A 14296-nucleotide genomic window follows, 5' to 3' on the forward strand; every position below is an offset into this window, starting at 1 on the left:
TCCGGCCACGGCACTAGCCGCCGTAGCGGCCCGTGCACAGGGCGACGATGGCCGGGTCGAGCGTGCCCCGGGCCGCCGTGCACAGGGGAGCCATGTCGAACGTACGCCGCGGCGCGGGCCGGGACTTCGGGGGTACGGGCTTGCGCTTGCGGGGCTTCGCGGCGGGGGCGGGCCGGGCCGGGCGAACCGCCTTGTGCGGCTTGGGCCGGCCGACGGGTCCGACAGGTCCGGCGGGCGCGGCCCGCCGCGGCCGGTCAGCGGGATGCCGAGGAGCGGCAGGCTTCGCAGCAGCCTGCTCCGGAGCGGCCGGCGGCAAGGATGACGGCGACGGCGGAAGCGGTGACGGCGGAAGCGGTGACAGTGGAAGCGGTGACGGTGACGACGGCAGTTCACCCAACGGCCAGGCCACGACGGCTGGTTCAGGGGGCCGGGCCGTCCGGACGGCTGCCCGGCCCAGCCCCGGCGGTTCCGGCGGCCGCACGGTCACGCATCCGGCGGTCGTCACCAGCACGGCAAGAGTCAGGGGCAAGGCCCGGCGTAGCTGCATCCGCCCACCCTGCCGCACCCAACGCCCCAAGGTGTACACGCTGTCACGCGGACGGGTGATTCCAACGCCCCTGCCACAAAGGGCTGTTCGCCCGGATCCGCCGCGCCACCCCCACGCCGGGCACCACCGGCACCCCCGCGAAGGGCGGGACCCGGCACCGTCGCGGACATGCCAAGGGATCTGGTCGGACCGACGGGTTTCACGCCGTCAGTCCGCAGGGTGGACCGTAGCAAGGGCGGCATAACCAGGTAATAAGGATGCTTGGGAACGGTAAAGCGGGGCGGGATGGTCCCGGCAGCCGGACCGCCGTAACCCGGGGCCCGCCCGCGCTGTTGCACAGCGGGCTGGTCCACCCACGGTGAACGGAGTTCCAATGCCGCAGCTGACCGACGACGCCGCGACCGAAGACACCGCGACCGAAGACACCGCTCCAGGGGCGTCCGACGCCGGGCGCGACGCCCCCCAGCCGACCGGCACCTGGATGACGCCGGCCGAGTACGGCGCCTCGCGCGCCGCGCTCTGGACCGGAGCCGTCGTCCTCGTCACCGACACCGACGGCCGGGTCCTCGTCCAGAGCGTCGACTACCGCCCTGACCGGCTGCTGCCCGGCGGCGCCGTGGACGCGGGCGAGGCGCCGACCGCCGCTGCCGCCCGCGAGGTGCGTGAGGAGCTCGGCGTCGACGGCCGTTACCCGCGCGGCCTCGCCGTCGACTGGATCCCCGCCGAGACCCCCGGCATCCCGCCCGAGATGAGCTTCCCGGGCGAGATCCTGTACGTCTACGACGGCGGCACCTGGAGCCCGGACCGGATCGACGCCGTCCGCCTGCCCGCCCAGGAGATCACCGGCATCGACTTCGCCGAACCCGCCGACCTGCCCGCCCTCATGGACGCGGGCGACGCCCGACGCGCCCTGTCCGCCCTGCGCGCCCGTATCAACGGCGCCGGCGCCGCCCTCCTGGAGGACGGCCGCCCCGTCCTCCCCAGCGCGCTCGACCGGCTGGGCGTCCTGCGCACCCGCCGCGTCCGGCAGCACGGTGTCTGGCATCACGGCCCCGTCCCCGCCCACCTGCCGGTACGGGAGCACTCGGCCTGGATGTTCGCCCCCGACGGCCGGGTCCTGCTCCTGATCGCCCGCGCCACCGGCGCCGTGCACCTCCCGCACCCCACCGCCGAACCCGCCGCCGGCGCGGTGCCCCTCGGCTACCGGTCCGAGGACCAGGGCGTCCATGCCCGCGCCGCCGCTCGCCTCACCGCGGTGTCCCCGGCCGCGGACCCGGCGTACGCACGCCTTCTGGCCACGCCCGAGCAAGTACGGGAGCTCAGCGACTGGGGCCCGGCAGGCCTGCACGAACTCGCCGCGGTCCACGCGGCCCGCGCCCACCTCGCCCTCCCCACCCCGACCCGGACCCCGCTCACGGAGCTCCCGCAGGAGGGCATCAGCTGGTGAGGAACCGGCCGGGCGCGGGCGCTGTCTGTGGCCCCGGCTAGCGTCACCGGCATGGGATTCACCAGTACTTGGTCGATAAGCACCCACCACGACGCGGTCATCGCGGAACTCGCGCCCCGGCTCGGACCGGCCCTCCAAGCCGACCTGCCGGACCCGGCGGCCCGCCGCCGCTGGGCGGCCTGGGCGCGCGCCCCGCTGCCGGACTACCGCACCTGGTACACCGACCCGGCGCGTACCGAGGCGATCCGGTCGTTCGAGGACCTGACCCGGCCCGGTGGCCACGTCGACGAACTCTGCGACGGAGTCACCGACCGCGCCTTCCACATCTTCGACGACATCTGGGAGCGACAGCCGGACCCGGCGGGGATGTTCGTTTCCGTCCACCGGAAGGAGTACGCCGTCACCGCCCTCTTCCACGCCATAGGGCCGGACCGGGCCGCCCTGCTCCCCGGTTGGTGCGGCAACGTGCTCCTCACCGCCGCCGAGGTCCGCCGGGCGCTGCCGGACGTGGAGCGGGCGCTGACCTTCTCTTCGGAGGAGCGGGCCCGCGTGGACGACCAGGACTGGCTGGACTACGGCGACCGTGAGGAGAGCGTCGTCGACGGCCCCCTGCGGGTCTGGCGGACCGCCGCCGCGGGAGGCCTCGGGCTGTGCGCGGTCGTGGCCCACCTCTCCTGACGGCCGCCACGGCAGCCGCGGCCCACCGGCACCGGCCGGGGAAAACCCCAGCCCAAATACCCGGTCCGGGGTCCGCGGTCCCGCAGCATGGGCCCATGAGCGACAGTGCGATCACCTACACCCTCTACATCCAGGCCGACCCCTACCGGGTCTGGCAGGCCCTCACCGAGCCCGCCTTCACCCGCAGGTACTGGGGCCTGAGCTTCGAGACGGACTGGGCGGTGGGCTCGCCCATGGCCTGGGTGGAGCGCGGGGCCCGCACCAGCGATCCGGCGCAGGTGGTCCTCGACTGCATCCCGAACCGCCGCCTCTCCTACACCTGGCACACCTTCACCCCGCAGTGGGCGGCCTCCGTCGGGGTCGGCGAGGAGCTGCGGGCCGAGCTGGAGAAGGAGCCGCGCACGAAGGTGACGTACGAGATCGAGCCGATCGGCGACACGCTCACGCGACTGACGATCCTCCACGAGGACTTCGTACCGGGCGGCACCCTGATCGGCATGTGCGGACGGGCCTGGCCGATGCTCGCCTCCAGCCTGAAGACCCTGCTGGAAACCGGCGCCCCGCTGCCCGATGCGGAACGCGAGAGGGAGCAGGGCCCCGGGGGTTACGAGGCGAACGAGAGCTGACCGCCGGCCGCGCGGTGCGGCGGGCCCGCTGTCGGTCCCGGCGGCCACGGCCCCTGCCCGCTGACGGCACCCTGGGCACCGGCCGTTCGAACGGGTCGTGTGGAATGGGAGGCATGGGGAGTTGTGAGAACCAGATAACCACAGGGGCGGGCCCGTGAACCCGGTCGAGGGGACGAGTGGGCCCGACCACTGGCGCTACGCCCGGCACCTCGATCGCCTGGCCGCCGCATCCGGTGAGGCCGAGGAGGCCCGGGCGGTGGCCGCGGTGCTGTGCGACCCCGACACGGTGATGGCCGAGAGCGCCGTGGTCACCCACCTGGACCGCCGGGCCGCGCAGCTGCTGGCCGACGAGCGGTTCCCCGGCTGGGCCCGGGCCATGGCCGCCGTGCTCGACGACCGGGCCTTCCCGGTGCGGCGGCTGCGCGAGTGGACCCTGCTCAAGTCCATCACACGCGGCGAACCGTGGTCGGCGCGAGAGCTCACCGACGCCTCCGACTGGTGCCAGCGCACCGCGGTCCAGTCGTCGCGGACTTCGCACGAGGCCCTCAGCCTGCTCGCCGCGTCCGCCCGCACCCGCCGCGCCCGCAACGCCGCCGCACAGCGGCTGCTCAGGCGCTCCATGGTCTGAGGACGAGGCGGGACGCGAACCTCCGGCCGACGCCCGATGCCCGGGCCGATGCCCGGGCCGATGCCCGGGTCGGCCAACTGCGCATCGCGGCCTGCGAGTCGGCCCTCCTCACGGCCCGCGTCCCGCCCTCTTCCTGTCGCCGGGAGAACGCCCAAGCTGCGAAAAGGTGTCCCGCAGGATAACGGTGAGTGTGATTCCGCCGGGGCTACCGACGAACGTCGTCACGCGCCCATTCGGGGGTTTATGGTCTGCGTACCTGGCCGGTGATCCGTGTTGATCCAATGCCACTCCGCTCGAGGAGGACTCTCCGTGTCGCAGGCTTCACCCGTGTCCGTCCCCACTCCCGCCCCGCCGGTTCCCACGGCGTTCGGCGAGGTCAAGGGCTGGTTCTCGGCGTATGACCAGGCGCTCTTCGAATGGTTTCTGACCCGCCAGAACCGTGACGCTGACCAGCGGGGCGACCTGCTGGAGCTCGGCGCGTACATGGGGAAGAGCGCGATCTTCCTCGGCCAGTACCTCAGGGACGGCGAGGAGTTCACGGTCTGTGACCTCTTCGACTCCGCCGCGCCCGACGACGCCAACCTCGCCGAGATGCAGGGCTCGTACTCCACGCTCACCCGGCGTGCCTTCGAGGCGAACTACCAGGCCTTCCACGAGGCGCTGCCGACGGTCATCCAGGCCCCGACCTCCGTAGTGGCCGACAAGGTGCGCGCGGCGAGCTGCCGGTTCGTGCACGTCGACGCCTCCCACCTCTACGAGCACGTCGCCGAGGACGTCAAGACCTCGCGGCTCGTCGCGGCCCCCGGCGCCGTCGTGGTCTTCGACGACTACCGCGCCTGGCACTGCCCCGGCGTCGCCGCCGCCGTCTGGGGCGCCGTGGCCTCGGGTGACCTGCACGTCATCTGCATCTCGCAGATGAAGCTCTACGCGACCTGGGACGACCCGGAGCCCCTCCAGTCGGAGCTGCGCACCTGGCTGGAGAGTCGCGAGGGAGTGTGGCACGGCGTGGAGACGGTGGCAGGCCGCCCGCTGGTCCGCATCGGCGACAAGGGCTTCGCCGCGCCCGAGCCGCCGAAGCCGCTGCACCCCGCCGCCCCCGCACCCGCCGCGGCGGTCCCTGCCCCCGCCACCGCCACCGCCCCGGCTCCGGCCTCGGCCCCGGCCACTGCCTCGGCGCGAGTCTCGCCGCCGCCCGCGCGCAAGCCCACGGCCGGCTGGCGCGCACTGGCCAAGGACCTGCTCCCGCCGCTCCTCACCCGCGCGATCGTGGCCCGGCGCAAGCGCCGCCGCTGAGCCGGGAGGAACAACGCACACGGCGCCGGCCCCCACTCCCGGGGGCCGGCGCCGTCGTGTCGTTACAGGCCCTTGCGGACCCGGGCCGCGCGGCGGGCCTCGGCGGCCTGCCGGGCCTCGATGGTCTTACGGGACTCCTTGCCCTTGCCCGGCCGCCCAGGGCGGGTGCCGATCCCGCGGAAGCCGAGGTCCGACCCGGAGGGCCTGCCCTTGGCGTCGGTCGGCGCGGCGCCGGCCAGCGGCACCCCGGACGGGGCCTTCGCGCCGGTGATCCGGCTCAGCGCCGCCTCGCCGGAGCGGACCTGCGTGATGGTCGGCCGGATCCGGGCGTCGGACATCAGGCGCACGATGTCGCGGCGCTGGTTCGGGGTGACCAGCGTGACGACCTTGCCGGACTCGCCGGCCCGGGCGGTGCGCCCGCCCCGGTGCAGGTAGTCCTTGCTGTCGGCCGGCGGGTCCACGTTGACGACGAGGTCGAGGTCGTCGATGTGGATGCCGCGCGCGGCGACGTTCGTTGCGACCAGGACCGTGATCAGGCCGCCTTTGAACTGCCCGAGGGTGCGGGTGCGCTGCGGCTGCGACTTGCCGCTGTGCAGCCCCTCTGCCCGTACGCCCATGGCCCGCAGGTGCTTCACGAACTGGTCGACGCCGTGCTTGGTGTCCAGGAACATCAGCACCCGGCCCTCGCGGGCCGCGATCTCCGTCGCCGCCGAGTACTTGTCGGCCGCGTGGATGTGCAGCACGTGGTGGTCCATCGTGGACACCGTGGCCGACTGCGGGTCCACCGAGTGGGAGACCGGGTCCTTCAGGTACCGGCGCACCAGCTGGTCCACGTTGCGGTCCAGGGTGGCCGAGAACAGCATCCGCTGCCCGGCGTGGTGCACCTGGTCCAGGATCTCCGTGACCTGCGGCATGAACCCCAGGTCGCACATCTGGTCGGCCTCGTCGAGCACCGTGATCTTCACGCGCTCCAGGTGTACGTCGCGCCGCCCGACCAGGTCGCTGAGCCGCCCGGGCGTGGCCACCACGACCTCGACGCCGGTGCGCAGCGCGCCCGTCTGCTTGCCGATCGACAGCCCGCCGACAACCGTGGCCATCCGCAGCTTCACGGCCTGCGCGTACGGGGTCAGCGCCTCGGTCACCTGCTGCGCCAGCTCGCGCGTCGGTACGAGGATCAGCGCGAGCGGCCGCTTCGGGTCCGCCTGCTGCCCCGCGGTACGCGCCAGCAGGGCCAGACCGAAGGCGAGGGTCTTGCCGGAGCCGGTCCGGCCGCGGCCGAGGATGTCCCGGCCGGCCAGAGAGTTCGGCAGGGTGGCCGCCTGGATCGGGAAGGGCTCCCGCACCTCCTGGTCGGCCAGTGTCTTCACCAGCTCAAGGGGCAGGTCGAGCTCGGCGAACGACCCCACGGGGGGCAGCGCCGGGGTGACGGTCGCGGGCATCGCGAACTCACCCTGCGGCCCCAGGGTCCGGGGCGCCTTGCCGGAGCCCTTGGCGCCCGGCTTGCTGCCTGCCTTCGCTCCGGCCTTGATGCCGAAACGCCCATGAGCTGACGGGTTCTTCATGCAGAACCTTCCGTGAGGAGAGCAAGTGCGGAGTGCGAGTGCGGGAAGGTGAACGGCAACGAGCCGGGGTCCGTACCCCTCGGTACGGGCCCCGGCTCGTCGTGCTGTCCGGTGGCGCGTCCGCACCGGCGAAAGCGCCCCGCGCTTCAAGTTTCCAGCCCATTTTACCAGTCGGAGACTAGGGCGCGGCGAGCCCCAGCTCTCCGGCGCGCACCTGGGCGAGATGGGCGCGCATCTCGACCGTCGCGCGCCCGAACCAGTCGGCGATGACGGCGATCTCGTCGGGGGAGTACTCGGCGAACACGGCGCCGAGCCGTGCGTAGAAGGGCTCGTACACGGCGATGATGTGCGCGGCGGCCGTCGGATCGGCCACCACCCTGACCCGGCGCCGGTCGGACGGGTCCGGCTGCCGGTGCGCGTAACCGGCGCGTTCCAGGCGGTTCAGGACTCCGGTGACGGCCCCGGTGGTGAGGTTGGTCAGGCCGGCGAGGTCGCCGGCGGCGAGCGGGGTGTCCCCGGCGCCCAGGATGTGGCCGAGACAGGTCAGATCCGTGACGTTCAGCCCGAGCAGTTGCGCCACCTCCTGCTGGCCGAAGAGGCCGAGGGCCACGTACCGGTCCATGCGCGAGATCGTCTCCTCGACCGTGGCCGCGGGGCGGGGCTGGCCCTGCACGCAGATACTCCTTAGCATCTAAGTAACTTAGCTCGTGAGATAAAACTTTCCTTGCTCCGAGCCTACTGCTGCCTTCCCCCACCGGGAGAATCATGAGCGCGCACGGCGACGTCGACCTCGGCCACACGGTGGCCGGCTGGACCGGAACCACAGCAGCGCATGAACATCCGGGTGAAGTGCTCCCCGTAGTGGATGACCGAATCGTCGTCGGGGAGGGGCCGCAGCGGACGGATCCGGGCGCCGAAGCGCGGCTCGTGGAAGTAGGCCAGCGTGCAGCCCGCCCACCTCGTCCTGCGCGGCGATCACCAGTAGCCCGTAGTCCGTATGCGCACCGATCCCGCGTTCCGTCGTCCGCGAGCCGGCCGGGAAGCGCAGGACCCGCATGTGGTGCCAGCCCTCGCGGGTCGGCCCCGCGGTAGGAGTCGTCGGGCCAGGGCACCGGGCCGTGGCACGGCAGACCGAGCCCGCCCGGCAGATTGGGGGTGATCGTCCACCCGGTCCGGTACCTGGAACGTCGTGAACCCGCTCATTTCCGTCCCCCTCTCGAAGGCGCTGCTCCCTCTTTTCACGGACAGGACGGCCATAAGTTCGAAGGACCCCGGATGGCCGCGCTTGGCGTGTGGTGCGGGTGGTCGTTGGGCACTATCGGAACGGCCGCGTGTGCGGCCCGCAGTGGAACGTTGAGAAGGATCAGTACTGATGGCTACAGGCATCGTGAAGTGGTTCAACGCGGAAAAGGGCTTCGGATTCATCCAGCAGGACGACGGCGGCCCGGACGTGTTCGTGCACTTCTCCGCCATCCAGACGACCGGGTTCAAGGAGCTGGCCGAAGGCCAGAAGGTCGAGTACTCGGTCACCCAGGGCCCCAAGGGCCCCCAGGCGGAGCAGGTGGTCACCCGCTGACGCCGCTTCACGAGTACCACCCGTGACGTGCGCCCCGCCGGTCCTCCCGGCGGGGCGCACACGTGTGGCGCGTCTCAGCGCGCGTCCGCCCCGCGACCCGCGCCGAGGGCCTCCATGTCGGCGGCCGCCTCCAGCAGCAGACCCTTGCGCCGGCTCGCGAAGGCGAGCAGTACGAGGCTGGTCGCGAAGCAGGTGACGAGGGCCGGGGTGGAGAGCCACAGGAACACCGCGTACTCGTTCACCTGGGCGGCGGAGGTCGCGATCAGGGCCGCGAACAGGTTGATCCCGTAGATCACGTTGAGTCGGCGGATCGCGTACGAGTGGACTTCCTCGTTCACGCCGAACGGATGCGATCGGCGGTTCTGGAAGAGCGAATCCAGCAGGACCGAGAAGGTGGCCAGCACGGGGATCACGCTGGACCAGATGCGCTGGTCCACGAAGTAGGGCAGGAATGCCGCGAGAAGGCAGACGATCAGGCACACCAGATTGACCCGGCCCACCCGGCGGATGTCCTTGCGGCGTGGGACGTAGTGCAGGTGCAGGACGGACCGGACGACCCGGTGGGACGACAGGAAGGCGGGTCCGTCGTCGCCCTCCAGCTGCGGGAAGCGCACGAAGAACTGCTCCGGAAGCCCCTGCCTGGTCTCGTTCTGCCAGCCGGGCGGGCCGATGTCCGGTTCCAGCACCACCTCGACCTCACCGCTGATGGCGATACCGGCCAGCTCGACGCCCTCGGGGGTCGGCACACTCAGTTGGTTGCGGGCCTCGGTCGGCAGGATGAGTTCCAGCTCCGCGGCGACGCCGATCAGGCCCTGGCGCTGCAGCGCGCACCCGCCGTCGTAGCTGTACTGCAGCGTCTGGGCGGGGCCGTAGCCGGTGTCCAGCTCGGCGACCAGCGGGAGGTAGCGGGTCGCCGCGTGGATGCGGTCGCTCACGTCGCCCTCCGTGGCCTCCGTCGCCCGTTCGAGAAGCGCCCCCACGGTTTCGAACTGCCGGTTGTGCAGGGCGGACCTGAGGGAATGAGAGAGCTCCCGGTGCACGGCGACGACCTCGCCGCGGCCTCCCTCGCGGTCGTTGTCGCGGTCGTCGTCGCCCGAGAGCCAGAACGAGACGGCGTCGGCGATGGACGCCTGCACCTGGATCCACTTGAACGAGGTCACCGCCCCGCCGTTCGCGTCCCTGACGTCGAGCCGGTCCAGCACGTTGCCGGCGTCCCAGGGGAAGAGGTCGATCACCGTGCGGGTGTTCGGGGCGCCGGTGTCCTGGGCGTACAGCTGCGACTTGATGGAGTGGACCGCTTTGTGCCGGCCGGCCAGCTCCGCCACGTGGTTGCGGCTCACCACGATGTGCGGGAAATGCGCGAACTCCTCCGCGATGGACAGGCTCTCGGGAGTCTCCAGCATGCCCCTTCGGGCCACGGCCCGTACCCCCGGCGGGGCCACCACCGAGCTCAGGGTCGGGGCCGGCGCCAGCCGCTCGCCGTAGTACGTGACCAGGTCGCGGCCGAGCCGGGTGATGCGCGAGGCGGCGGGGTCGCGGGGCCGCCGGGATCCGGTCAGGAGCCCGTCCAGGTGCACGATCACGCTGTCTTCGACCTCCCCCGACGGAGCGGCCAGGATCAGCGCGACGCACCTCACGACCTCCGCCAGGGAGTCCAGTTCCCGGGCGTCCGTCCCGGCCTTGAGCGCCTCCGCGGCCGCCCGGCTCGCGGCCTCGGGATGACCGGCGAGCAGGGCCGTGTGGGAGAAGGCGGCCAGCCGGGTCAGGGCGCCGCCGGGATTGGAGTGGGCCAGGTGGTGGACCTGCGCCACATGGCAGCCGATCTTCGACGTGTCGAACGGGTCGATCGACTCGTGGTAGTACGCGGCGGCCAGCCGGTGCGCGCGTCTGAAGGTCTCGACCGGCGCCTCGCGAAGCCGGTCGATCAGGTCCTTCCGCAGCAGGGGCCGCAGCCGGAACTCCTCCGCATGTGTGATCGGACGCGCTATCGGACGCGCCTCGATCATGGGCAGCCGCACCAGCAGGCCGGTGTCGGCGGGGACGCCGAGCGCGCCGGCGGTGTACTCCACGATGTCCGGATCGAACCACCTGTAGACGCAGAGGTGTTCGAGCAATTGGCGCCGGGGCGGCGGCAGTTCCGCGAAAGCGGCGCGAATGTGGCGGAGCACGAGGTCCGTGTCCATGAGTCAGCACTCCCCCGTGAAGTGGGCCAGGAATTCCTTGATCGCGGAGGGCAGTCCGGCCGTCCCGGTGCACACGATGTCGGCCGACCCCTTCAACCGTTCGATGCCGGCCAGATCGATCCACTCCTGAACGGTTGCGGTGTCGAACGGAGGCAGGATGAGCGTCTCGGTGACGGTGGACTCGGGGTAGGAGAGGCTCGGGACGCGCACCCCGGCGAGGAACACGCTGATCCGGCCGGTACTCAGCAGGTCCGGGAGGAAGCCGCTGGTGATCCACCCCTGCATCGGGGCCTCGCACCGGTCGAAGCTGTCCAGTAGCACGATCGGGCCGAGTCCGCCTGGGGGCGCCGACTCGCCCAGCAGCGCCACCAGTTCATCGCACAGCGCCGAATTCTGGGTCTTCCGGTCCGAATTGACGCTGAGGGCGATTTCGAGGTGCGACCGGTTCATCGACGCGCCGTGGAGGTTCACGGACGGCAGCTCGCCGTAGCGTTGCCTGAGTGCCCGGAAGGAGTCCATGGGCACGCCCTGCCTGGACGCCTGGCGGGCTATCGCGTCCAGTACGTCGGACTCGGCCCATGACGTGCCGAGGTCGACGTAGCAAACCGTGCTGTCACCGTGCCGGCGGTGCATCTCCTCGAGCAGGGCGGTCTTGCCGATCCCCTCCTCGCCCTCGAAGAACAGCGCCCGGTGCGGCGTGCCCTCGCTGATTGTGCGGGCAGCGCGGGTCAGCTGCTCGACGCGGTCCACGTGCATGACTGTGCCCCCCCGGGAAGTCCCCTCGCGATTGCGGCCGGGTCAGCCCTGGCCCGATCCGCCGGTCGGGAGTCCGCCGGGTCCGGTGCCCGGATCGGGATTGGGGTCGTTCTCGCCGCGGACGACGATCGTGCTCTTCTCGATCTTCGAGTCCACGAGTCCGATCTTGGTGCCCCTGATCGTGTTGAGCAGGGACTTCAGGACCTTGGACCGCCTCAGATGCAAGACCTGCTCGCTGGGTTCCGTGTCCTCGGTCGTCTCGACGACGGCGCTCCACGGACGCACCCTGATCTTCTTGATCCGGTTCCGCATGACCCACAGGCCGAAGCCCAGCGCCAGCACGACGACCGCGACCACGCCGACCTGCTGCCAGTTCTCGACGGCCATGCTTTCCCCCTGTGCCGGTCCGATTGCGCCGAATGATGGCACGGCCCGGAGAGCGTGATTCCGGGCAGCGATGCATTCAGGCCAATTGCCGGGGAAGTGTGGGTGTTTCGGGTGTGGCCACTGGTGCGATTGGTGCGATCGGGAGGTCGGGTCCCTAGGGGGTGTCCGACCCTGATCCGCCGGACACCCACTATGCGCGGTGGAGGGCCAGGAGCAGGGACCAGAGCCGGTCCGCGAGCTCGGCGGGGTCCGTCACCGGGATCCGGCCGTGCAGCCAGTCCGCCAGGACACCGGTGAAGGTGGCGGCCACCGCCGAGCCGACGAGGTCGGGGTGCGGGGCACCCCCCGCCGCGCGCTCGGCGCGGGCGCGGGCCCGCAGTTCGCGGTGGAGACGGTCGCCGAGCGGGCCGCCGCCGCCCGGGAGGAGCAGGGTGCGGTAGAGGGTGCCGTGTTCGGCGGCGCCCGCGAGGAAACCGGCCAGCGCCGCCGGGGGGCGGGCCGGTGGAAGCGCCGCCGGGTCCGTCTGCCAGGCGTGCAGGGCGTCGACCGCCGCGTGTACGACATCGGCGCAGGCGTCCACGGCGAGCGCGGGGAGGTCCTCGTAGTGCAGGTAGAACGTGGCCCGGCCGACCCTGGCCCGGCGGACCACCGCCGAGACGCTGACCTCGCCGAGCGGGCGGTCCGCGCACTCGGCGAGCAGGCTTTCGCGCAGGCGTGCCTTGGTGCGGGCGGTCCGCGGGTCGGTCCGGGCGTCGTTCGGGGCGTCGTTCGGGACGTCGGTCCGGGCGTCGTTCGGCGGGTCGAAAAGTGGGTCGGGGCGCGGTTCAGGGCGCCTGTCCTGCGGGTTCATGCCGCCAGCAGTGCCGCGCCGAGGGCGAGTGCGCCGGGCAGCGCCTGGGCGATGAGGATCCGCCGGTTCGCGGTGGCGGCCCCGTACACCCCCGCGACGATCACGCACACGAGGAAGAAGATCTGGGTGGCGAGCGAATCGATGACCAGCGACCACACCAGTCCGGCGGCCAGGAAGCCGTTGTAGAGGCCCTGGTTGGCGGCGAGCGCAGCGGTGGCGCGGGCGGTGTCCGCGTCGAAGCCCGACAGCGCGCGGCCCGGCGGCCGCTGCCAGAGGAACATCTCCAGGACCAGGAAATATGCGTGCAGGGCGGCGACTGCGCCGATGAGGACCTGAGCGACCGTGTGCACGGTGATCTCCACTCTCGCGGGCTGGATTTCCTAGACGTTCTCGATGCCTCCATGCCTCGACGCCTTTCGACTTCCTGGACAACTGTACAGGAAGTACCTCGCGAGAGACCCCGGCTATGCTGGCTCCCCGCCCCGGGAGGATCGACGATGACCGAGCACGTACCCCACCTCGTCTACGGGGACTTCGGCATCGGCCGGCACCACGAGAGCTCGCTGATCCGGCACGCCCTCGGCAGCGTGCACGACGAGGTGCTGGTCGCGGGCCTCGCCGGCGGGATCGGCTTCATGTACTTCGTCTTCGAGTACGCGGGCCGGCCGCCGATGCCCACGATCGTCGCGCAGGCCCACCCGCACCCCTGGGTCCAGACCGCACTCGGCAGGCTGCACGTCCCGTACGAGGCCACGCGCAGCGCCAAACCCCGCTGGGGACGGGTGCGCGCCGCCCTGGATGCCGGGTGGCCGGTGTTCTGCACCGTCAACCGGTCCGGGCTGCCCTGGCACGGCGCCGCCGCCAGTCCCGAGCTGGCCGCCGCCGACCCGTACACCGTGGTCGTGGCCGGCTACGAAGGGGACACCTTGTACGTGGAGGACGAGGCCAACACCCCGTACGCGATCGGCCTGGAGGAGTTCGGGGCCGCCTGGACCGGGCACCGCAAGGGCCACCACCAGATGATCGTCCCCACCGGTCCGGCCGCGGCCGAGCCCGATCTCGACGCGGCCGTCGCCGAAACCGCCGCCCGCCTCACCGGGCCGGTGCTGGGGAACAAGTTCGACGTCAACTTCGGGTTCTCCGGCATGGAGAAGCTCGCCGCCCAGCTGCGCGACACCCGGACCAAGACCGGCTGGGAGCGGCGGTTCGGCTCCGCCGAGGCCTTCCGCGTGGGCACCGGGCGACTGTACGCGTGCCTGGAGGAGGAGTGGACCGCCCCCGGTGCCACCCGGCCGCTGTACGCCGACTTCCTCGACCTCGCCGGGCGGCCGGAGGCGGCCGGGCTCTTCCGGGACTCCGCCCGGCACTGGTCGAGGCTCGCCGCCCTGGCCCGTACGGCCGATCCGGACACCGACGCGGCTGGGCGGCGCGCGCTCTTCGACGAATGCGCCGGGCTGGTGGACCGCTCGCTGGCCCTGGAGCGGCAGGCCGTCGCCCTGTTGACCGGCTGACGACCGACGCGCCTGCGCGGCGACGCGGGGCGGGGGGTTTCAGGACTCCCGGATTTCAGGACTCCCGGACGGAGATGGCCGAGACCGGGCAGGCCCGGGCCGCCTCGCGGACCATGGCGCTGCCGTGGCCGTCCTCCCGACCCGGCAGCAGCTCGCTGAAGCCGTCGTCGTCCTGGGTGAACACCTCGGGCGCGGTCAGCGCGCACTGGCCGGCGCCGATGCAGACGGCCGTGTCGATGGAGATCCGCACGC

At 72.1% G+C, this 14296-nt stretch carries 15 protein-coding genes; 7 read left to right on the top strand and 8 right to left on the bottom strand.

The window, feature by feature from the left end; genetic code table 11:
- Positions 1–920: 920 nt before the first annotated feature.
- The 5 genes from J7I97_RS32885 (at position 921) to J7I97_RS32905 (ending at position 5219) form a co-directional block, all read left to right on the top strand.
- On the top strand, positions 921–1994 hold the full coding sequence (locus J7I97_RS32885; RefSeq protein ID WP_251051049.1) for an NUDIX domain-containing protein: 1074 nt from the start codon (positions 921–923) through the stop codon (positions 1992–1994).
- 51 nt (positions 1995–2045) lie between these two features.
- Positions 2046–2672 (top strand): hypothetical protein, encoded by a 627-nt coding sequence (locus J7I97_RS32890; protein ID WP_214942523.1) that lies wholly within the window; start codon positions 2046–2048, stop codon positions 2670–2672.
- Between the two features lie 95 nt (positions 2673–2767).
- Complete coding sequence (locus J7I97_RS32895; protein WP_214942526.1) at positions 2768–3298, top strand: SRPBCC family protein; 531 nt, start codon at positions 2768–2770, stop codon at positions 3296–3298.
- A gap of 154 nt (positions 3299–3452) precedes the next feature.
- Positions 3453–3926 (top strand): hypothetical protein, encoded by a 474-nt coding sequence (locus J7I97_RS32900; protein ID WP_214942528.1) that lies wholly within the window; start codon positions 3453–3455, stop codon positions 3924–3926.
- Positions 3927–4253: 327 nt separating this feature from the next.
- Positions 4254–5219: a class I SAM-dependent methyltransferase gene (locus J7I97_RS32905; RefSeq protein WP_214942531.1), complete on the top strand. Its 966-nt coding sequence runs from the start codon at positions 4254–4256 to the stop codon at positions 5217–5219.
- Positions 5220–5281: 62 nt separating this feature from the next.
- On the opposite strand, the gene J7I97_RS32910 is transcribed toward J7I97_RS32905, so the two are convergent.
- Positions 5282–6781 (bottom strand): DEAD/DEAH box helicase, encoded by a 1500-nt coding sequence (locus tag J7I97_RS32910; protein ID WP_214942534.1) that lies wholly within the window; start codon positions 6779–6781, stop codon positions 5282–5284.
- Positions 6782–6959: 178 nt separating this feature from the next.
- Positions 6960–7454 carry a MarR family winged helix-turn-helix transcriptional regulator gene (locus tag J7I97_RS32915; protein WP_214942537.1) on the bottom strand — a complete coding sequence of 165 codons (495 nt, stop codon included), beginning with the start codon at positions 7452–7454 and terminating at the stop codon, positions 6960–6962.
- A 699-nt stretch (positions 7455–8153) separates the two neighbouring features.
- Here J7I97_RS32915 and J7I97_RS32925 point away from each other — a divergent pair.
- Positions 8154–8357 carry a cold-shock protein gene (locus J7I97_RS32925; protein WP_214942540.1) on the top strand — a complete coding sequence of 68 codons (204 nt, stop codon included), beginning with the start codon at positions 8154–8156 and terminating at the stop codon, positions 8355–8357.
- 74 nt (positions 8358–8431) lie between these two features.
- Here the strand turns inward: J7I97_RS32925 and J7I97_RS32930 are convergent, their stop codons facing one another.
- The 5 genes from J7I97_RS32930 to J7I97_RS32950 form a co-directional block, all read right to left on the bottom strand.
- A complete protein-coding gene (locus tag J7I97_RS32930) occupies positions 8432–10540 on the bottom strand; it encodes a hypothetical protein (protein WP_214942543.1) in 2109 nt (702 codons plus the stop codon).
- Between the two features lie 3 nt (positions 10541–10543).
- Positions 10544–11290 carry an AAA family ATPase gene (locus tag J7I97_RS32935; RefSeq protein ID WP_214942546.1) on the bottom strand — a complete coding sequence of 249 codons (747 nt, stop codon included), beginning with the start codon at positions 11288–11290 and terminating at the stop codon, positions 10544–10546.
- Positions 11291–11338: 48 nt separating this feature from the next.
- Positions 11339–11683, bottom strand: coding sequence for a hypothetical protein (locus J7I97_RS32940; protein ID WP_214942549.1), 345 nt, complete (start codon positions 11681–11683; stop codon positions 11339–11341).
- 190 nt (positions 11684–11873) lie between these two features.
- The gene (locus tag J7I97_RS32945; RefSeq protein ID WP_251059395.1) at positions 11874–12533 is read right to left on the bottom strand and encodes a TetR/AcrR family transcriptional regulator; all 660 of its coding nucleotides are present in this window, start codon (positions 12531–12533) and stop codon (positions 11874–11876) included.
- Positions 12530–12883 carry a DUF1304 domain-containing protein gene (locus J7I97_RS32950; protein WP_214942552.1) on the bottom strand — a complete coding sequence of 118 codons (354 nt, stop codon included), beginning with the start codon at positions 12881–12883 and terminating at the stop codon, positions 12530–12532. Before J7I97_RS32950 ends, J7I97_RS32945 begins: the two co-directional genes overlap by 4 nt.
- A gap of 147 nt (positions 12884–13030) precedes the next feature.
- Between J7I97_RS32950 and J7I97_RS32955 the strand changes: the two genes are divergently transcribed.
- A complete protein-coding gene (locus tag J7I97_RS32955; protein ID WP_214942555.1) occupies positions 13031–14044 on the top strand; it encodes a BtrH N-terminal domain-containing protein in 1014 nt (337 codons plus the stop codon).
- A 55-nt stretch (positions 14045–14099) separates the two neighbouring features.
- Here J7I97_RS32955 and J7I97_RS32960 read toward each other — a convergent pair whose 3' ends face one another.
- Positions 14100–14294 (bottom strand): ferredoxin, encoded by a 195-nt coding sequence (locus tag J7I97_RS32960; RefSeq protein WP_214942558.1) that lies wholly within the window; start codon positions 14292–14294, stop codon positions 14100–14102.
- Positions 14295–14296: the final 2 nt, after the last annotated feature.

Origin of the sequence: Streptomyces sp. ISL-87, from assembly GCF_018614095.1 — a bacterium.
Taxonomy (GTDB): domain Bacteria; phylum Actinomycetota; class Actinomycetes; order Streptomycetales; family Streptomycetaceae; genus Streptomyces.

Excerpts from the sequence above, each read along its gene's own strand:
- J7I97_RS32885 (WP_251051049.1), top strand. The coding sequence starts at position 921 with ATGCCGCAGCTGACCGACGACGCCGCGACCGAAGACACCGCGACCGAA.
- J7I97_RS32890 (WP_214942523.1), top strand. The coding sequence starts at position 2,046 with ATGGGATTCACCAGTACTTGGTCGATAAGCACCCACCACGACGCGGTC.
- J7I97_RS32895 (WP_214942526.1), top strand. The coding sequence starts at position 2,768 with ATGAGCGACAGTGCGATCACCTACACCCTCTACATCCAGGCCGACCCC.
- J7I97_RS32910 (WP_214942534.1), bottom strand. The coding sequence starts at position 6,781 with ATGAAGAACCCGTCAGCTCATGGGCGTTTCGGCATCAAGGCCGGAGCG.
- J7I97_RS32925 (WP_214942540.1), top strand. The coding sequence starts at position 8,154 with ATGGCTACAGGCATCGTGAAGTGGTTCAACGCGGAAAAGGGCTTCGGA.
- J7I97_RS32930 (WP_214942543.1), bottom strand. The coding sequence starts at position 10,540 with ATGGACACGGACCTCGTGCTCCGCCACATTCGCGCCGCTTTCGCGGAA.
- J7I97_RS32940 (WP_214942549.1), bottom strand. The coding sequence starts at position 11,683 with ATGGCCGTCGAGAACTGGCAGCAGGTCGGCGTGGTCGCGGTCGTCGTG.
- J7I97_RS32945 (WP_251059395.1), bottom strand. The coding sequence starts at position 12,533 with ATGAACCCGCAGGACAGGCGCCCTGAACCGCGCCCCGACCCACTTTTC.
- J7I97_RS32955 (WP_214942555.1), top strand. The coding sequence starts at position 13,031 with ATGACCGAGCACGTACCCCACCTCGTCTACGGGGACTTCGGCATCGGC.